Origin of the sequence: Thermococcus sp. 5-4, assembly GCF_002197185.1 — an archaeon.
In the GTDB taxonomy this organism is placed as follows: domain Archaea; phylum Methanobacteriota_B; class Thermococci; order Thermococcales; family Thermococcaceae; genus Thermococcus; species Thermococcus radiotolerans.
In genome coordinates this window covers 1,684,323-1,701,681 of sequence record NZ_CP021848.1, presented here as the reverse complement: position 1 = coordinate 1,701,681, position 17,359 = coordinate 1,684,323, and the positions used below count along the sequence as shown (strand labels likewise).

Sequence of the window (17,359 nt, the reverse complement as noted above, 5' to 3'; positions counted from 1 at the left end):
TAAATCGTCAAAAGGAAGAAAAAGGTATCAGCGCCTCCTCCTTAGAAGGAGAGGCACCGCCGCCAGTAGGATCAAGGCGGCCGGACCGCAGGTGCTACCTCCACCACCGGTTGTAGTCGTGGTTCCGCTCGGGCTGCTGGTCGTCGGGGCCTGGGCGGGCTGGACTCCAAGCATCGCCAGCGCGGTACCCCAAGTTCCGAAGCCGGGCCAGAAGATCGGAACGCCGTAGGGGTTCTTCTCGTTGGGCCAGTTCTTCCAGTACTGGGTGTTGGCCTCGTAGAAGACGGTTCCGGTGTAGACGGGAACCGCAGGGACGTCCTGGAGCCATATCTGCGTGAGCTCCTTGAGGTACTTTATCTGCTCGTCCTGATTGGGCGTCGCTGCGAGCTTCTGGAGCAGCTCGTTGACCCTCTCGTTGTGATAGTTGCCGAAGTTGGCGCCGCCCCTGTCGGTCTCGTTCTTGTAGTACATGAGGTTGTAGTAGACGCTGTAGGGGTCGGGCTTGAAGGTTCCGGCCCAGTGGAGCGCGAGGTCGAAGTCGCCGCTGTTGAGCTTCTGCATGAAGAAGTTGGTCCAGTCACCCTTGTCTATGACCACCTTTATTCCGAGGGGCTTGAGCTGGTTGGCGATTATCTCGCCCGCCTGTATCCAGTCGGAACAGCCGGAACAGGTGACGAAGTGCAGCTCAACGGGCTTTCCGTTGTATTCCCTAATGCCGTCTCCGTCGGTGTCCTTGATGCCCAACTGGTCGAGTATCTTCATGGCATCCTGGAGGTCGCCGTACTTCCAGCCGTACTCGGTGATGAGGTCCTTGGCACCGATCTTGTCCTTCCAGCCCTGCATGATGGGTCCGAGCGGAGTCTGGTCTGGAACCGCGCTTATCGGTCCCTGCTGGACGATCTGCTCCGGGTTGATGGCCATCGCTATGGCCTTCCTGAAGGCGGGCATGTTCATGGGCTCGCGCTGGGTGTTGAAGTAGAGAACCACCGGAACGACCGGCGGGAAGTAGGGCTCCTTGTCGAGCCAGCTGACGATGTTGGGGTTCTGCTTTTTGAGCTCGGCTATGTCGAGGTAGTAGGTGGCAACATCGAGGTCTCCCTTGAGGAACATGTTCGCGGCCTGGTCGTTGCTCGAAACGTAGAGCTGGATGATGTACTTGGCGGCGGGCTTGTTGAAGTACTTCGCCCCCCACCAGTCCTCGTTCCTCTCGAGGATTGACTTCTGCTGCTCGACGACCTCCTTGAGCTTGTAGGCACCAGAACCGACGAGGTATTTCTTGTCGTCGCCCGTGAAGGTCATGGTCTTGACTTTCTCAGGGTCGAGGTTCTCGAAGATGTGCTTCGGTATTATGAGAACAGAGTAGAGGTTCTGGTCCCAGACCCACACGTTGGGCTGGCCTGAGAAGACAAAGCGGACGGTCCTGTCGTCAACGACCTCGATTTCGCTCAGGCCCTCGAACTTCTTCAGGCCGAGTTTTTCGTAGTACTCGAAGGAGAACTTCACGTCCTCGGCGGTCAGGGGTTTTCCGTCCTGCCACTTTGTCCCTTCGCGGAGCTTCACCTCGTAGGTGGTGCTGTCTATCCACTTCCCGTACTCGGCGAGCCAGGGTTTGAGTTCAGTCGTCATGAAGTTCAGCATGAAGAGAGGCTCGAAGACGAGACCGTCTATGCCGATGATGTTGCCGCCCTGGAAGGGATTGGCACTGGTCGGGGGAGCGCTGTTGGCCGTGTATATCGTTTCATTTCGGGGAAAGTCCTCAGCGCGTACGGAGGCAAAGCTCCAGAGGCTTACCAGCAGAAGAGCCACCAGAGCTATGGCAAGATGCCTTTTCATAGTTTCCCACCCCATTATAAACAATGTCAATTTTATAACACTAGCCAAATCTATATAAGCTTTTTGGTGAACAGGATGGGTACACAGTGTACACAAAAGTTCAGGAGAACAGGAGCGACGGGCACGACCGGTGCATCACAACGTCACGGCAGCGAGGGTAGGAAAATTATAAAAACACCAAAATCTATAAATGCCTAGGTGGAACCGATGAAAGAATTTTACTGGGGCGTCGTTCAGTCGGCCTTCCAGTTCGAGATGGGTGACCCCCTTAGACGGGGAATAGACGCGAGGAGCGACTGGTGGCAGTGGGTCCGCGATCCGTTCAACATCAAGAACGACCTCGTCAGCGGCGATTTGCCCGAGGACGGCATTAACAATTATGAGCTGTACGAAATCGACCACAGGCTCGCCAAGGACCTGGGTTTGAACGCCTACCAGCTCACGATAGAGTGGAGCAGAATCTTCCCGTGTCCAACCTTCGGCGTCGAAGCAGAGGTTGAGAGGGACTCCTACGGCCTGATAAAGCGCGTTAAAATCAAGAAGGAAACCCTGGAGGAGCTCGATGGGCTGGCCAACCATTTCGAGGTCGCCCACTACAGGGCCGTGCTGAAGAACCTCAAGAAGCTCGGCTTCTCGACCTTCGTGACGCTCAACCACCAGACCCTCCCCGTGTGGCTCCACAACCCCATCGAGGTGAGGAAGAACCTCGAAGAGGCAGGGGCAAGGGGCTGGGTTGACGAGAGAAGCATAGTCGAGTTCGTTAAGTTCTCGGCGTACGTCGCCTGGAAGTTCTCCGATTTGGTGGATTTCTGGGCCACCTTCGACGAACCGATGGTTACCGTTGAGCTCGGTTACCTCGCCCCCTACGTCGGCTGGCCGCCGGGGATACTGAACCCCAACGCGGCGAAGAAGGTCATAATTCACCAGATGGTCGCCCACGCGAGGGCCTACGATGCGATAAAGGAGTTCTCGAAGGCGCCGGTGGGGATAATCCTCAACATAATCCCCGCCTATCCCCTGAACCCGAGGGACGAGCGGGACGTTAAAGCCGCGGAAAACTACGACTACTTCCACAACAGACTCTTTCTCAACGCCCTCAACGACGGCCGGGTTGACCTCGAACTGAACTGGGAGGAGGTTAAAATAGACCATCTGGCCAGGAACGACTGGATAGGGAACAACTACTATACCCGCGAAGTCGTAAGGTGGATCGAGCCGAAGTTCAAGGAACTGCCGATGGTCAGCTTCGTGGGTGCCGAGGGATACGGCTATTCCGGAAATCCGATGGGGGTCTCACCCGACAACAACCCGACCAGCGACTTCGGCTGGGAGGTCTACCCGAAAGGTATATACGACTCGACGATGATAGCCGCGGAGTACGGGAAGCCGGTCTACATAACCGAGAACGGAATAGCGGACTCCAAGGATATACTGAGGCCGCGGTACATCGTCAGCCACGTGAGGGAGCTGTTCAGGGCGATTGAGAACGGCGCCGACGTCAGGGGCTACTTCCACTGGGCGCTGACGGACAACTACGAGTGGGCGATGGGGTTCAAAATACGCTTCGGCCTCTACGAAGTCGACCTGATAACCAAGGAGAGAATCCCGCGTAGAAAGAGCGTGGAGACGTATAGGAGAATCGTCACGGAGGGGTTGGGAGATGAAAACGATAGCAGTTGATGAGAGCACCTGGAAGAAGATAAAGCTCCTCAAGGACAAGCTTGACGCTCGTTCCTACGATGAGGTGCTCCAGAAGCTCATAGAGACCTGGCACCTCGTCGAGCTCGACAAGAAGGTTGACAACGTCATAATGGACGACGAAGAGGCCGAGATGCTCATCAACCTGCTCGAAAAGAAAAAGGGGAGTTGAATCATGCCGCTCCCATCGGAGATAACCTTCGACAGCCGGACGCTCCTCAGGATGCACACCGCGGGCAGAAAGAGACAGCTGGAGATAACGCTGGCCAAGTTCACCGTCTCGCTCTCAGTCATCACGCTCTACCGCTACCTTTCGGTTCGAGCGTACCTCAAGAAGAACGTCGAGAGGGAGCTGGAGGTACTGAGGGACATCTACACAATAGTTCCCCTGAACGATGAGATACTCGTCAAAGCGGCCCAGATAGAGGCCCAGCTCCTCCAGAAGGGGAAGATGCTCGACCTTGAGGACATCCTTACCGCGGCAACGGCAATCTGCACGGGAAGCTTACTCGTTACCGACGATCCCAAGAGGTACGAATCCATCAGGCAGTTCGGCCTCGATACAATGCCCCTCGAGAAGTTCCTGAAGGAACTTGAGATAATGGTGAAAATGGAGCTGGGCTAAATCAGCTCCGCGAAGGGCGTTATGTGCAGGAACATGCCCGGCATGAAGCGCAGCCCCTCGGCGTACTTCACTCCCGCCTTTTTACCGTAGTAGAGCGCCACCGTTCTCAGGAAGGGCTCCCATTTCTCCCAGACGTCATCGGTGAATTGGCTTTTGTGGGCCCGTATCGCCCTCAGCTTGAGCTCCATGACGTCGGTTATGTCCATGAAGTAGTTGGGCCTTGCGGTGTAGTAGAAGCCAAAGACCTCGACCTGGTGGGGTTCCAAGCCGGCCGCCACGTCGGTGCTCCCGAAGTTGGGAAGCTGGGAGAAGGCCACGGCGTCGATGGCCAGGAAGCCCGTCCTCCTGTGGTCCGGATGCGCCTCGTAGGGGAGCCAGGGGTCGGGGGCGAGAACCGCGTCCGGCTTCTCAGCGCGGATTATCTTTACCAGGTCTTTTCTGACCTCTTTCGTGTAGGGGAGCTCGGTGTCTCGATAATCAAGCCAGATTATCCTTTTGACGCCGAGCATCCTCGCACTCTCCTCCTCCTCGCGCTTTCTCACGATGGCGAGCTCGTGGGAGCTCAGGTCGTCATCGAGCGTCCCCATTGAGCCGTCGGTCATGCAGACGTAGACGACCTCTATTCCAGCATCGGTCAGCTTCTTTATCGTGCCCCCCAGGCCTATGGCGCAGTCGTCCGGGTGGGGCTCGATGCACAGAACCTTTTCGACTTCCTCAAATGGATTCGAGAGGTCGAATTCAAGCTCTTCGAGGAGCTTTTCAAAAGCCTCATCAAAGTTATCGATGTCCTCGAACATCGCCAACACCTCATCAACGTTGTACCCCAGTACTTATAAATATGGCGGCATTTATAAGTTCAGCAGAAGATATAACTACTGGCCAAAAGGTCCAAAAATCAACAAGAGTCCAAATGACAACCGCAGTAACAGTGTATCCGCTCAGACTCTCAAAAATGTTTATAATATTCCTCAATTCAATCCTAGCATAGTGGGGTGATAATCATGAAAGCTCTCATTCTCTCCGGTGGTCATGGGACTAGGCTCAGGCCTCTGACTTACTCCCAGCAGAAGCAGTTGATTCCAGTCGCCAACAAGCCGGTTTTATTCTATGCTATTGAAGATGTGATCGAAGCAGGAATTCACGATATTGGAATAATTGTGGGACCTAACGCAGAATTGGTAAAAGAAACCGTCCTCAGCAGGGAGTGGGACGCCTCCATAGAGTTTATCTATCAGGGTGAGCCAAAGGGCTTGGCGCATGCGATAAAAGTAGCAAGGGACTATCTCGGTGATGATGACTTTGTTATGTACCTCGGTGACAATATCCTCAGGGAAGGAATAGTGGAGCACTTAAAATACTTCCAAGAAGGAAACTTCGATGCCAGCATACTCCTCCAAGAGGTTCCCAATCCCCAGCAGTTCGGTGTGGCCGAACTGAACGATGATGGGAAGACCATCAAAAGGCTCGTCGAGAAGCCCAAGGTGCCACCAAGCAACCTTGCCTTGGTGGGGATATACTTCTTCAAGCCCATCATCCATGAAGCAGTTGAAAACATTAAGCCCTCCTGGAGAAACGAGCTTGAGATAACCGACGCGATCCAATGGCTCATTGACAACGGCTATCGTGTTGGCTGGACGAAGGTAACGGGCTGGTGGAAGGACACTGGTAAGCCCGAGGATATACTCGATGCTAACAGACTCATTCTAGACGACATCCAGCCAGACATAAAGGTGAAAACAAAGGCAAGAATCCACGGGAGAGTCATAATCGAGGAGGGAACGGAGATAGACGACAATACCGTAATTAAAGGGCCCGTTGTGATAGGAAAGAACGTCGTGATAAGAAACGCCTACATCGGCCCATACACAAGCATAGGCAACAAATGCATCATCGAAAACACGGAGATAGAAGACTCAATAATCCTCGAGGGAAGTGAGATAAGGAATGCGGGTAGGATAGTCGAAAGCCTCATTGGGAGGGGAGTGAAGATAATAAACGGTACCTCCCATCCATTTGGCAGAAAGCTCGTTGTGGGAGATAACTCCCGCATAATCCTATGAGGTGGAAAGATGAGACTCTTGGTAACCGGTGGGATGGGCTTCATAGGGAGCAACTTCATCCGCTACGTCCTGGAAAAGCACGAGGAGTGGGAGATAATCAACCTAGACAAGCTCGGATACGGCTCAAATCCAGAGAATCTGAGAGACATTGAAGACGAGCCCCGGTACACATTCATAAGGGGGGACATAGGGGACTTTGAGCTGATGAAGAATCTCGTGAAGAAAGTCGATGCGGTTGTGAACTTCGCGGCCGAGAGCCACGTGGACAGGAGCATCTCAAGTCCAGAGCACTTTCTGAAGAGCAACGTCATCGGTGTTTACACTATACTGGAAGCAATCAGGAGATATAATCCTGAGGTCAGGTTCGTCCACATAAGCACGGACGAGGTCTACGGCGACATCATTGGGGGCTCTTTCACCGAGAGAGACGCTCTGATGCCATCCTCCCCGTACTCTGCCAGCAAGGCGGCGGCGGATTCTCTCGTCCTCGGTTGGACGAGAACCTATAATCTGAACGCCTCTATAACAAGGTGCACCAACAACTACGGCCCTTATCAGTTCCCGGAAAAACTAATCCCCAAGACAATAATCAGGGCCAGCATGGGTCTTAAGACTCCAATATACGGTACCGGCCAGAACGTGAGGGACTGGATCTACGTCGAAGACCACGTTAGAGGGGTTGAAGCCGTTCTCCTCAAGGGTGAACCACGGGAGGTATACAACATTTCGGCCGGCGAGGAAAAGACCAACATTGAAGTCGTTAAAACGATTCTAAAGCTCCTTGGAAAGGATGAGTCATTCATCGAGTTCGTTGAGGATAGACCCGGCCATGACCTCCGTTACTCGCTCGATTCTTGGAAGATAACACGCGATCTCAAGTGGCGTCCACGGTACAACTTTGAGAAAGGAATCAAACTAACCGTGGAGTGGTATCTCGAAAATAAGGCCTGGTGGAAGCCGTTGGTGAACGAGAAGGTTCTCCACCCAACGCCCTGGAAGCTGGGGTGGTGAGGATGCCCTTCGAGTTTAAAAGGCTGGAAATTCCCGATGTTATTTTAATCAAGCCGAAGGTCTTCGGGGATAAGCGGGGCTTTTTCATGGAAACTTACAAGAAACCGGATTTTGAGATGGCTGGAATCAAAGAGGAGTTCATCCAGGACAACCACTCAAAATCTAAGTACGGCGTGCTCAGGGGCCTACACTTCCAGCGCAAGCCCTACGCCCAGGCCAAGATTGTGAGGGCCGTTAGGGGAGTCATCTACGACGTTGCCGTTGATTTAAGACGAGACTCACCAACTTTCGGGAAGTGGGTGGGGGTTATCCTCTCGGAGCACAACAAGTGGCAACTCTACATCCCAAGGGGTTTTGCCCACGGATTCCTAGTACTGAGCGATATTGCGGAAGTGGTTTACAAAGTGGACAACGTTTATGCCCCCGACTATGAAGGCGGAATAATCTGGAACGACCCAGAGATAGGCATAGACTGGCCGATTGATGACCCCCTGGTCTCTGAGAAGGACAGGAAGTGGCCAACACTGAGGGAGGCCATCGAAAAGGGATGGACTTTCTGAGGTGATTCAATGAGAGTTGCAATAATCGGTGCCGCCGGCCAGCTTGGAAGCGACTTAGTGAGGGTTTTGGGGGAAGACCTCTCGTTTGAAGTGATTCCTCTAACTCACGCTGACTTAGACGTCACGATTCCAGAGACACTGAAGGTTCTGAGAGAGTTGAGGCCCGACGTTATTATCAACACTGCCGCATATGTTAGGGTTGATGATGCAGAGCTTTATCCGGAGAAGGCTTTTGCGGTCAATGCTATTGGCGCTCTGAACGTTGCGAGGGTTGCTAACGAGATTGATGCCATCAATGTGTACATCAGCACGGACTACGTCTTTGACGGGGAGAAAGAAAAGCCGTATACAGAAGATGACGTTCCTAATCCGATAAACGTTTATGGGGCAAGCAAGTACGCGGGCGAAATCCTCACGAGAAATTATTCCACGAAGTACTATATTATCCGAGTCGCAAGCCTGTATGGAAAAGCTGGAGCAAGCGGAAAAGGTGGGAATTTCGTCGAATGGATCATTGAGAGAGCAAAACGTGGGGAAAAACTGCAGATAGTCGACGACCAAGTCATGAGTCCGACCCACACTCTATATGTGGCCAAAGCATTGAAAGAGTTCCTAAAGGTTCGACCCGATTATGGTGTCTATCATATGGTAAACGAAGGATACTGCTCTTGGTATGACTTTGCGAAGGCAATCTTCGAGATTCTTGGTTGGGACGTTGAGATAACGCCCATAAAGTCCAGCGAACTCAACAGATTGGCAAGGAGGCCAAGGTTTTCAGCACTGAGCGTCAAAAAGCTTAAGTCCCTTGGAGTCTTGAGCATATACTGGAAAGAAGCCCTAAAAGAATACTTAATTGAAGTGGGCCAGTTGTGAACATTGCTCCGTTTACAGGGATCAATCAAAGGTGTACACAATGAACACGATACAAAGAATCGCAAAGAACATGATGGTGCTTTTTGTAGGAAGAATCCTTAGTATGCTCCTCGGCTTCTTCTACGTAATGTACACCGCAAGGTATCTAGGTCCAGCAAATTATGGTATCTTGACTTTTGCCCTAGCTTTAAATGGAATATTTGGAGTTATTACCAATTTTGGTCTTGACCCCCTGACTGTCAGGGAAGTTGCAAGAGATAAAAGTTTGGCCAAGAGGTATCTAGCAAATGGAGTTGCTTTAAAGTTACTCTTTGGAGGTCTGACTTTTTTGATCGTCTTCCTAGTGATGGCTCTCTTAGACTACCCAGAGATCACAAGGAAGGTCGTCTACATAATAGCCCTATCTACGATCATTGGAGGGATTTCGAATTTGTTTAAAGATATATACCAGGCCTTTGAGAAGATGGAGTTCATGTCCATCGGACAGATTCTACAGAGTGCACTCTCCCTGCTTTTTGCAATAATTGCGATAAAGCTCAGCTTAAATGTGATACATTTTGCAATGATTTATTTGAGTGTAAACTTAATTGTTTTAGGTTACCATATCGTCATAACCACCTGGAAATTTTTGAAACCAGCCGTGGAAGTTGATTTAGAGTTCTGGAAAAGCATCGTAAAGGAAGCATGGCCGTTTGCACTAACTGCGATTTTTATATCCATCTATTACTGGATAGATTCGGTAATGTTGTCGTATATGAAAGGAGACGAAGTAGTTGGCTGGTACAATGCAGCTTACAGGTTGATTCTGATTCTGCTAGTAATCCCCAGCATTTACTTCACAGCAGTGTACCCTCTAATGTCACAGCTCTTCAAAAACTCAAATGATTCTCTTAGATTTTCATTTGAACGCTCTTTTAAATACATGAGCATGCTGGCATTCCCAATTGGAGTGGGAACAACTCTGCTGGCCGATAGAATTATCCTGCTAATATTTGGACCGGAGTATTCACCCGCCGCAAATGCGTTACGTATTTTAGTATGGTCTTCGGTGCTTATATTTCTAAGCCAACCTTACGGGCGGCTGGTACAAGCCACCAATAAGCAAATAATTGAAACTAAGATAACAGCAACAGGGGCCATCATAAATATGATATTGAATGCAGTTATAATTCCAAGATACAGTTATCTCGGAGCAAGTGCAACTACATTAACAACAGAATTATTTGTCACACTGGCATACATGTACATCTTTCGAAATACTAAATTCTTCAACCGACACATACTCACGTTTATGTGGAAAGCGAGCATAGCAGCCGCAATCATGGGGTTACTTATCTGGTTTTTCAAGAGTTTGAATCTATTTTTAATAATAATCACTGCAATAATTACGTACTTCGGTGTATTCATTTTGATAAATGGATTTGACCATGTAGACACAAAAATCCTAAAAAGACTTATGCTACCGGAGGGGGGATCAAAATGAGGATTGCTGCCGTTGTGGTGACGTTCAACCGAAAACAGCTCTTATTAGAGTGTCTTAACGCATTGAAGCAACAGACATATCCATTAGATGCCATTTTTATAATTGATGGACCCTCAACAGATGGAACACCTAATGCATTAAAAGATGCGGGATATATCCAGAAACTCCCGCCTAAGGAATGCAGGGAGGGCTCATGGTCCACAGAGAATGTCATTGAGAGTTCAAAAGGTACCCCGATTAAAGTCACGTATGTAAGGTTATATGAAGATGTTGGGGGGGCTGGAGGATTTCATGAGGGTGTTAAGAGAGCCTACAAAGAAGGGTATGACTGGATTTGGCTGATGGATGATGATGCAGAACCGAAGAAAGATGCACTGGAGAATTTAGTAAGGTGGTTACATTTACCAGACGCTGTTGCACTTGCTTGTTTAAAGATTGATGAAAACGAACGGGTACTACACTATCATAGAGGATATTTCTTTTTCAATGACGTCTTTAGACATATAATTCGTCCAATAAAAGACAACGAGTTCAAAGACAAAAGCTTTTTGGAAATCGACCATGCATCCTTTGTTGGCATTTTAATAAATTCAGAAGCTATTAGGAAAATTGGACTCCCTGACAAACGGTTTTTTATAACCTACGATGATGTTGAATATTGTATCAGATTAAGAACGGTAGGTAAGATATATCTTATTCCGGATAGCAGGATTGTTCATAAAGAAGGCATTAAAAAGAGAGGATTAATTAAAAAGACAGTTTTTAGAAAGACCTTGTACATAGTCCCTTATAACAAACTATGGAAAAGTTATTATGGAATCAGGAACCTAACGTATCTTGGCAGAAAATATTCAACAAACAGGCTCAAATTTTATCTCAGCCTCGTGAAGAGATTGGGTTTAAGTATAGGAGCTATAATATTGTTCCATGACCACAAATTTAAACGGATCTTGTTTGTGACATCCGCCTACTTGGATGGACTTAGGGGCATCTTTGACAACGAAAAACCAAAAAGAATACTCTATGGGGGTAATCAAAGATGAGAATCGGAATCCTCGGTGGTGGTTTAGCAGGACTCTCTCTAGGGTATTTTCTCGGTAAAAAAGGCTATGACTTCGCTATTTTAGAAAAGAATACCGAAACCGGGGGATTACTAAAATCTGTTAATGTAGAGGGATTCACCTTTGATGTCGGTGGCTCTCACATAATTTTCTCAAAAGACAAAGAAATCCTCAACTTTATGGTATCACTCCTTGGTAGCAATGTCGTTAGAAATCGGAGGAACACGAAAATCTTGTACAAAGGAAACTACGTTAAGTACCCCTTCGAGAATGGCCTAGCTGATCTACCCAAACAGGATAATTTTGAGTGTCTGTATTACTTCATCCAAAATCTCATTGCAAAAGAGAAGGGACTATTGAGACCTCCAAAAAACATGAAGGAGTGGTTTTACTACACTTTTGGAAAGGGGATAGCCGAGAAATACCTAATTCCATATAACGAAAAAATCTGGAAGTATCCTCTAGATCAGATGAGTACTGTGTGGGTTGAACGTATTCCTCAGCCACCGGTAGAGGATATTATAAAATCATCACTAGGAATTCCAACTGAAGGATACACTCACCAGCTTCACTTTTATTATCCCAAGTATGGTGGAATACAAAGTCTAGCAAAAGCGTTCGAAGAACCTATGAAAGACAAGGTAATTACGAATTTTGCGATCAAAAAAATCAAAAAAGAAGACAAAAAATGGATAGTTTCCAATGGAAAGAGAGAACTCGAATTTGACAAACTAATTTCCACAATTCCATTACAAGAGCTCATTAATGTCCTAGATGATGTTCCACACGAAGTTGAAGATGCGGTAAACAATCTCAAGTTTAACTCCTTAATTACTATCGGAATTGGACTTGATAAACCTAAACTCAACAGTCTTTCATGGTTGTATATCCCCGACAAGGAGATTTTAACGCATCGAGTCAGCTTCCCATCAAACTACTCACCTTACGTTGCTCCAGAGAGTAAATCATCAATCCTTGCAGAGATTACGTACAGGGAAGGAGATAAGGTTAGTAAGATGAACGACACTGAGATAGCCGAGAGAACTATTGAGGAATTGAACCGGCTGGGGATAATAAAAAGGGATGATGTGGTGTTAACAACAGTATATCGGTTCAAGTATGCCTATGTAATCTATGATATAGAATACAAAAAGCAACTAAAAATCGTTCACAATTACTTAACAAAACTTGGAATTACAAGTACCGGGAGATTCGGAAGCTGGGAATATGCCAATATGGATGCTGTGGTCAAAATGGCAAGAGATGTCACAGACTGGATTCAAAGTAATACGAATCCTTAGTAAACTGAGGAGGATAGGGGACTAAGAATGGAACATCCACGTGTCTCAATCATAATCCTCAACTGGAATAGCTGGAGGGACACTATAGAATGCCTAGAGTCAGTTTACAGGATAGATTATCCTAACTACGACGTCATCGTCGTTGACAATGCATCCCGCGATGAATCAATACAAAAAATCAAGGAATATGCCCGAGGAAACCTGAAAGTCAAGTCAAAATTCTTTGACTACACCACGGAGAACAAACCGATCAAAATTTTTGAACTCAGCGAAGAGGAAGCACTCCAAGGGAAACTTAACCGGCCCCTCTATGGTAAATATGACCCAAACAGAAGATTGATCATTATAAAAAACAGAGACAACTATGGCTATGCGAAGGGCAATAATATAGGAATAAAATTTGCATTAAGCGTTCTTTACCCCGAATACGTGCTAATACTAAATCCAGACACAGTAGTAAACCCTCACCTCTTAGAGACACTCATCCAGAATATAGATTGTGATACCGGCGTGGCAGGACCAACTGTCTACTTCTATGATTTCAATGGCAAGACCAATATAATCAGCTTTGCTGGAGCATTCTTAGTGCCAGAACGAGGCAGAGAACTCCGGCTCAACTTTAAAAGAGACAGTGATTCTCTCCCCCCAAATCCAAGAGAAGTTGAGAAAATAGAAGGTTCATGCATGCTAGTAAGAAAAGATGTCTTTTTTGAAGTCGGTTTGTTTAAAGAAGAGTTCTTTTGTTACTGGGAGGAAACTGACCTCTGCGTTAGAGCAAAGAAAAAAAGCTTCAAGCTACTGCATGTTCCTCAAGCAAGTATCTGGCATAAAGTGGGAGCCTTAACAGGAGGATATTTAAGTGATTTTTACACGTATCACTACTATCGCAATCGTCTCTGGTTTTTGAGAGATAATTATCCACAAAAAGTGCTAATTTTTCATTTATTTTACGTATTATTGTACGAAATTTACTTTAAACTGGTGCAACTAGTGTTCAAGTACAAACGGCCCAAAACATTTATTAAATACGCCCTTGCCATTGCTGATGGACTATTCAGCCGCTAGTCATCACCCCTGAAATACACCGATAGTCTCTTTTTCTCAATATTCCCCGAAAACCTCACTTCAGCATGCTTTCTCCCAAACACTCCAATTTTACGCTTGTACTTAGGATTCTCACTCAGAAACCTGACTATCTCTTCAATTTCATCCAAGTTAACAACAATGGCATTTTTCATATGCGTAAACTCCAGTCCTTGGGCACCGATTTTTGTCGTTATCACGGGTATCCCCCTGAGGAGGTAATCTAGTATCTTAAGCTTAACCCCAGCACCCCTTTTGAGGGGGACCAATGCGAGATCGCCCATAGAAAGAAACTCATCCAAGTTTTCAACAAACCCCATGAACTCAACGTTTTTCAATTTCTTCTTGGGCATGCCTGAGCCAGCTAAATAAAACCTGGCCCATTTAAGATTTTCGGAAACCTCTAGAATAAAATCTACAGCTTCCTTGTTTGGGAAATATTTGAAACTCCCATGAAAAAGGATGCCACACTTTCTTTTGTATTTTACACCTCTATTTGTAGGTACAATTGGACGTATAACCAAGATTCTCTCCGGAGGAATCCCATAAGTCCTCTTAAAAACTCTCTTATCTCTATGACTTATTGAGAAGACAATGTCAGAAGTTCTCACAGCAATCCATTCAGAGAATATGAGGATTATCTTTGTAAAGATTCTCAACAACGAGCTTTGAGTTGAGAATGCTCCACTCTCTACTCTCTCTTTTTCAACATTATGCGCATCATACACAATCAAAATTTTTTTTCTCCCATTAAATACAATTTTAACAAATAAAGCACCTAAACACCCCAATGGACCGGTCAATACAAGATTAACAGACCTTCCTTGATACTTCCGTAATAACTGTACAAGCTTCACATAATAGCTTGGATTCCAGTCTAAAACAAGACCCCCATGCCCCTTATAAGAAAAAAACATCTGTGAATTAATAGTGTATTCCCCCGACTGTATGGGTATAGGCCCTATAATAGTAACCCTCATTCCAGATTTCTCAAAAGCACGTATTAAAGATGAGCTTCTTTTTTCCACCCCACTTGACTCAAGCAACGGATTTCCCCAAGGGTATACAACAATTATATCAGGCGTTTTATCGTGGATCTTTTCAGTTTTCATAATCCACCCTCCAATTCCAAAAATACATCCAACTCATTCATTCTGGAATATTGTTTATTCTACGTTCAAGCTCATCTTATCCCTATATAATTTTTATAGTGCTGGGAAAAGTTTTTGAGAAACTATAGCTTTGGTTGTATGAGGATATCATCAGAATGTTTGTTAAAAAACCGCCGTGAGGGACGTGTAAATGAATGATTGGCTAACAACACTCAACGAAAAAATCTACAGTCATTCAGCTATAATAGGCATTGTAGGCCTCGGCTATGTTGGCCTTCCGCTGGCTATAGAGTTTTCAAAAAAGTTCAAGGTCATTGGATACGACGTTGCAGAGGACAAAATAACGATGCTAAAAAATGGAGTTTCATACATAGACGATATTAAAGACGAAGACCTAAATCTCGACAACTTTACACCAACAAACAATATCGACGATCTTAAAGAGTGTGACTTTATAATAATCGCCGTTCCCACTCCACTGAGGGAAGACAAAACACCAGACTTGAGCTTTGTAAAGTCCTCGGCAGTATCTATTGGAAAGATTCTCCGAAGAGGACAATTTATAATCCTCGAGAGCACAACCTACCCAGGTACTACGGAGGAGATTCTAGTCCCTCTACTTGAGGAACATAGCGGGTTAAGGGTCATAAGGGATTTCGGTGTTGCGTACTCCCCAGAACGCGTGGATCCCGGGAATAAAAAATACACAATTAGCAACACCCCCAAGGTCGTTGGTGGATTGATACCAGAATTTACTGAAACCGCGGCCCTTCTTTATGGATCAATAGTTACTCAAGTCATTAAGGTCCAAGACTGTAAGACCGCCGAAGCCGTAAAAATGCTCGAAAATATATTCAGACACGTTAACATCGCTCTGGTAAATGAACTTGCACTTATATTTGAAAGAATGGGAATTGACATCTGGGAGGTCATTGACGCAGCAAAGACTAAACCATACGGATTCATGGCGTTTTATCCTGGGCCTGGAGTTGGAGGACACTGTATCCCGCTTGATCCATTTTACCTTTCATACAAAGCAAAACAATATGGATTCATACCGAGATTCATAGAAACCGCGGGACAGATAAATGACTACATGCCAATACACACCGTAAACTTGCTTGAAGAAGGACTGAGGAAAATCAACATGAAACTATGGGGATCAAAAATCGCAGTACTCGGAATTGCATATAAGAAGAATATAAGTGATACCCGCGAGTCTCCAGCGATTAAAATTATCGAGGAACTCATCGAAAGAGGGGCTAAGGTTAGAGTCCATGACCCCTACTCGAAGACCATCAAAACAAAAGTTGGGGTATTCAGTTCGGAGGACCTTAATGAAGTCATCAAATGGGCAGATGCAATAGTCATAGTCACGGACCACGATATGTTTAGAGAAATCCTTCCCAAACTTTTGACAGAGAATGCTGAAAAGGTTGTCATCGATACAAGAAACGTTGTATGCGCGAAGATTAAAGAAAAGGTCAGGGTTTGCATAAAAATATAGCTCCTGATCTCCTATGAATATGCTTTTTTTATTATCTCCTTGTTTCTACCCCAATTCCATTTGTCCCTAAGCCTGATGGGAGGTCTGAGTTTGAGGGATTTTTCAAGGGCAATCTCCACATCCTTGGGGGTAATATCTATCGCTATCCCACACCGATGGATCTGAACAAAATCCTCCATAAGGGTATCCTTGTTGACTATCACCGGTCTTCCCACCACAACGCCTTCAAACATTTTCACGGCAAAAGTTCTTCTGATGTTTTCAGTGAGGGGGAAGACCGAGTATATCACATCACAGCGTGCGTAATACTCAGCAATACGCTGATAGGGAATGTGGCTTACAAACTCAACGTTAATGTCCGGATACTGCGTGGATAGCAACTCCTGAATTTTGTCCCTAGACGCCCCTCCACCCACAAAGAGTATTTTCAAAGCCTTATTTCTCCGAGCAACCTCAAACAAAGGAATAAAATTGGATATACTACGTATGGTTCCTATGTATCCCACGATGAGTCCATTATGCCTTTGTCGTGCCAATCGGGGGAAGAGCTCCAAGTCAGGAGTGTTCCAAACCACGTATATTTTGTCGGATACGACCCCATTCTTCACGAAAAATTCTTTGAACCCCTCATGTCTCCCTCCAACGGACCTACTTACTGTTATCACAGCATCAGAAAGCCTGGCAAATAGTATCTCCGCCGTCCGGAGAATTTTTCTAACAGGGCTATCTTTTTCCCGTTCTTCGAGAAGTGAGATACGAGTATAGTACAAATCATGAACATCGTAAATAAATTTCGCTTTGAGGAGCCGGGTTAAGAAAAAAGCCAGTGGAGCCGTATCAAAATCATTCGCATGGATTGCATAAAGACCCGTTCGATTGTTAACGATGTACAAAAAGGCTTTAAGATAAAACAATGGGAGTTTCAAAAAGAAATCCACAAACGATGCATATTTAGATTCGATGGGCACCCTATAAACCTCAATTCCCTCAACGACTTCGCGACGAGGATGCGTCCCTTCCCGATCCCATGCCACAATAGAGACATCGAACCCCAGTTCTAGCAGGGTCTTGGCCTCCTTGTACACTCGTGGGTCCGGTTTGAACGGATTAGTGAGTAGCATGAAGACCTTTTTTCTTCCCATCAGCATCACC

General features: G+C 46.6%; 16 protein-coding genes. 12 read left to right on the top strand and 4 right to left on the bottom strand.

What is annotated here, in order from left to right:
- Positions 1-27: 27 nt before the first annotated feature.
- Positions 28-1,833 carry an ABC transporter substrate-binding protein gene (locus CDI07_RS09395; RefSeq protein WP_088181375.1) on the bottom strand — a complete coding sequence of 602 codons (1,806 nt, stop codon included), beginning with the start codon at positions 1,831-1,833 and terminating at the stop codon, positions 28-30.
- A gap of 207 nt (positions 1,834-2,040) precedes the next feature.
- On the opposite strand from CDI07_RS09395, the gene bgaS reads away from it, so the two are divergent.
- From bgaS to CDI07_RS09380, 3 genes are read left to right on the top strand one after another with little or no spacing between them, the layout of a single operon-like run.
- Complete coding sequence (gene bgaS / locus CDI07_RS09390; protein WP_088181374.1) at positions 2,041-3,513, top strand: beta-galactosidase BgaS; 1,473 nt, start codon at positions 2,041-2,043, stop codon at positions 3,511-3,513.
- Positions 3,494-3,703 (top strand): hypothetical protein, encoded by a 210-nt coding sequence (locus CDI07_RS09385; protein WP_088181373.1) that lies wholly within the window; start codon positions 3,494-3,496, stop codon positions 3,701-3,703. The genes bgaS and CDI07_RS09385 overlap by 20 nt, the downstream gene beginning before the upstream one ends.
- 3 nt (positions 3,704-3,706) lie before the next feature.
- Positions 3,707-4,156 carry a type II toxin-antitoxin system VapC family toxin gene (locus CDI07_RS09380; protein ID WP_088181372.1) on the top strand — a complete coding sequence of 150 codons (450 nt, stop codon included), beginning with the start codon at positions 3,707-3,709 and terminating at the stop codon, positions 4,154-4,156.
- On the opposite strand, the gene CDI07_RS09375 is transcribed toward CDI07_RS09380, so the two are convergent.
- Complete coding sequence (locus tag CDI07_RS09375) at positions 4,153-4,953, bottom strand: PIG-L deacetylase family protein (protein ID WP_088181371.1); 801 nt, start codon at positions 4,951-4,953, stop codon at positions 4,153-4,155. The genes CDI07_RS09380 and CDI07_RS09375 overlap by 4 nt on opposite strands.
- Before the next feature lie 204 nt (positions 4,954-5,157).
- On the opposite strand from CDI07_RS09375, the gene CDI07_RS09370 reads away from it, so the two are divergent.
- The 8 genes from CDI07_RS09370 to CDI07_RS09335 are packed head-to-tail and all read left to right on the top strand — an operon-like array spanning position 5,158 to position 13,570.
- A complete protein-coding gene (locus tag CDI07_RS09370) occupies positions 5,158-6,216 on the top strand; it encodes a glucose-1-phosphate thymidylyltransferase (RefSeq protein WP_088181370.1) in 1,059 nt (352 codons plus the stop codon).
- A gap of 9 nt (positions 6,217-6,225) precedes the next feature.
- Complete coding sequence (rfbB, locus tag CDI07_RS09365) at positions 6,226-7,227, top strand: dTDP-glucose 4,6-dehydratase (RefSeq protein WP_088181369.1); 1,002 nt, start codon at positions 6,226-6,228, stop codon at positions 7,225-7,227.
- Positions 7,228-7,229: 2 nt separating this feature from the next.
- A complete protein-coding gene (rfbC, locus tag CDI07_RS09360; RefSeq protein ID WP_088181368.1) occupies positions 7,230-7,787 on the top strand; it encodes a dTDP-4-dehydrorhamnose 3,5-epimerase in 558 nt (185 codons plus the stop codon).
- Between the two features lie 9 nt (positions 7,788-7,796).
- The gene (gene rfbD / locus CDI07_RS09355) at positions 7,797-8,660 is read left to right on the top strand and encodes a dTDP-4-dehydrorhamnose reductase (RefSeq protein WP_088181367.1); all 864 of its coding nucleotides are present in this window, start codon (positions 7,797-7,799) and stop codon (positions 8,658-8,660) included.
- 40 nt (positions 8,661-8,700) lie between these two features.
- Entirely contained in the window at positions 8,701-10,143 is a 1,443-nt protein-coding gene (locus CDI07_RS09350; protein WP_088181366.1) for a flippase, read from the top strand.
- Positions 10,140-11,186, top strand: a complete 1,047-nt coding sequence (locus tag CDI07_RS09345; protein ID WP_088181365.1) for a glycosyltransferase family 2 protein — start codon at positions 10,140-10,142, stop codon at positions 11,184-11,186. Before CDI07_RS09350 ends, CDI07_RS09345 begins: the two co-directional genes overlap by 4 nt.
- Positions 11,183-12,505: an NAD(P)/FAD-dependent oxidoreductase gene (locus CDI07_RS09340; RefSeq protein WP_088181364.1), complete on the top strand. Its 1,323-nt coding sequence runs from the start codon at positions 11,183-11,185 to the stop codon at positions 12,503-12,505. Before CDI07_RS09345 ends, CDI07_RS09340 begins: the two co-directional genes overlap by 4 nt.
- A gap of 27 nt (positions 12,506-12,532) precedes the next feature.
- Positions 12,533-13,570 carry a glycosyltransferase family 2 protein gene (locus CDI07_RS09335; RefSeq protein WP_088181363.1) on the top strand — a complete coding sequence of 346 codons (1,038 nt, stop codon included), beginning with the start codon at positions 12,533-12,535 and terminating at the stop codon, positions 13,568-13,570.
- On the opposite strand, the gene CDI07_RS09330 is transcribed toward CDI07_RS09335, so the two are convergent.
- Positions 13,567-14,700, bottom strand: a complete 1,134-nt coding sequence (locus CDI07_RS09330; protein ID WP_088181362.1) for a glycosyltransferase — start codon at positions 14,698-14,700, stop codon at positions 13,567-13,569. The two genes, CDI07_RS09335 and CDI07_RS09330, sit on opposite strands and share 4 nt — an antisense overlap.
- A gap of 190 nt (positions 14,701-14,890) precedes the next feature.
- Between CDI07_RS09330 and CDI07_RS09325 the strand changes: the two genes are divergently transcribed.
- Positions 14,891-16,207: a nucleotide sugar dehydrogenase gene (locus CDI07_RS09325; RefSeq protein WP_088181361.1), complete on the top strand. Its 1,317-nt coding sequence runs from the start codon at positions 14,891-14,893 to the stop codon at positions 16,205-16,207.
- Between the two features lie 11 nt (positions 16,208-16,218).
- On the opposite strand, the gene CDI07_RS09320 is transcribed toward CDI07_RS09325, so the two are convergent.
- Complete coding sequence (locus CDI07_RS09320) at positions 16,219-17,355, bottom strand: glycosyltransferase family 4 protein (protein ID WP_226996573.1); 1,137 nt, start codon at positions 17,353-17,355, stop codon at positions 16,219-16,221.
- Between the last annotated feature and the right edge of the window lie 4 nt (positions 17,356-17,359).

What these genes read in the sequence shown, in the direction of transcription:
- CDI07_RS09395 (WP_088181375.1), bottom strand. Translation starts at nt 1,833, where the DNA reads ATGAAAAGGCATCTTGCCATAGCTCTGGTGGCTCTTCTGCTGGTAAGC.
- CDI07_RS09335 (WP_088181363.1), top strand. Translation starts at nt 12,533, where the DNA reads ATGGAACATCCACGTGTCTCAATCATAATCCTCAACTGGAATAGCTGG.
- CDI07_RS09320 (WP_226996573.1), bottom strand. Translation starts at nt 17,355, where the DNA reads ATGCTGATGGGAAGAAAAAAGGTCTTCATGCTACTCACTAATCCGTTC.
- rfbD (WP_088181367.1), top strand. Translation starts at nt 7,797, where the DNA reads ATGAGAGTTGCAATAATCGGTGCCGCCGGCCAGCTTGGAAGCGACTTA.
- CDI07_RS09350 (WP_088181366.1), top strand. Translation starts at nt 8,701, where the DNA reads ATGAACACGATACAAAGAATCGCAAAGAACATGATGGTGCTTTTTGTA.
- bgaS (WP_088181374.1), top strand. Translation starts at nt 2,041, where the DNA reads ATGAAAGAATTTTACTGGGGCGTCGTTCAGTCGGCCTTCCAGTTCGAG.
- CDI07_RS09325 (WP_088181361.1), top strand. Translation starts at nt 14,891, where the DNA reads ATGAATGATTGGCTAACAACACTCAACGAAAAAATCTACAGTCATTCA.
- CDI07_RS09370 (WP_088181370.1), top strand. Translation starts at nt 5,158, where the DNA reads ATGAAAGCTCTCATTCTCTCCGGTGGTCATGGGACTAGGCTCAGGCCT.
- CDI07_RS09380 (WP_088181372.1), top strand. Translation starts at nt 3,707, where the DNA reads ATGCCGCTCCCATCGGAGATAACCTTCGACAGCCGGACGCTCCTCAGG.
- CDI07_RS09345 (WP_088181365.1), top strand. Translation starts at nt 10,140, where the DNA reads ATGAGGATTGCTGCCGTTGTGGTGACGTTCAACCGAAAACAGCTCTTA.
- CDI07_RS09330 (WP_088181362.1), bottom strand. Translation starts at nt 14,700, where the DNA reads ATGAAAACTGAAAAGATCCACGATAAAACGCCTGATATAATTGTTGTA.
- CDI07_RS09385 (WP_088181373.1), top strand. Translation starts at nt 3,494, where the DNA reads ATGAAAACGATAGCAGTTGATGAGAGCACCTGGAAGAAGATAAAGCTC.
- CDI07_RS09375 (WP_088181371.1), bottom strand. Translation starts at nt 4,953, where the DNA reads ATGTTCGAGGACATCGATAACTTTGATGAGGCTTTTGAAAAGCTCCTC.
- rfbC (WP_088181368.1), top strand. Translation starts at nt 7,230, where the DNA reads ATGCCCTTCGAGTTTAAAAGGCTGGAAATTCCCGATGTTATTTTAATC.
- rfbB (WP_088181369.1), top strand. Translation starts at nt 6,226, where the DNA reads ATGAGACTCTTGGTAACCGGTGGGATGGGCTTCATAGGGAGCAACTTC.
- CDI07_RS09340 (WP_088181364.1), top strand. Translation starts at nt 11,183, where the DNA reads ATGAGAATCGGAATCCTCGGTGGTGGTTTAGCAGGACTCTCTCTAGGG.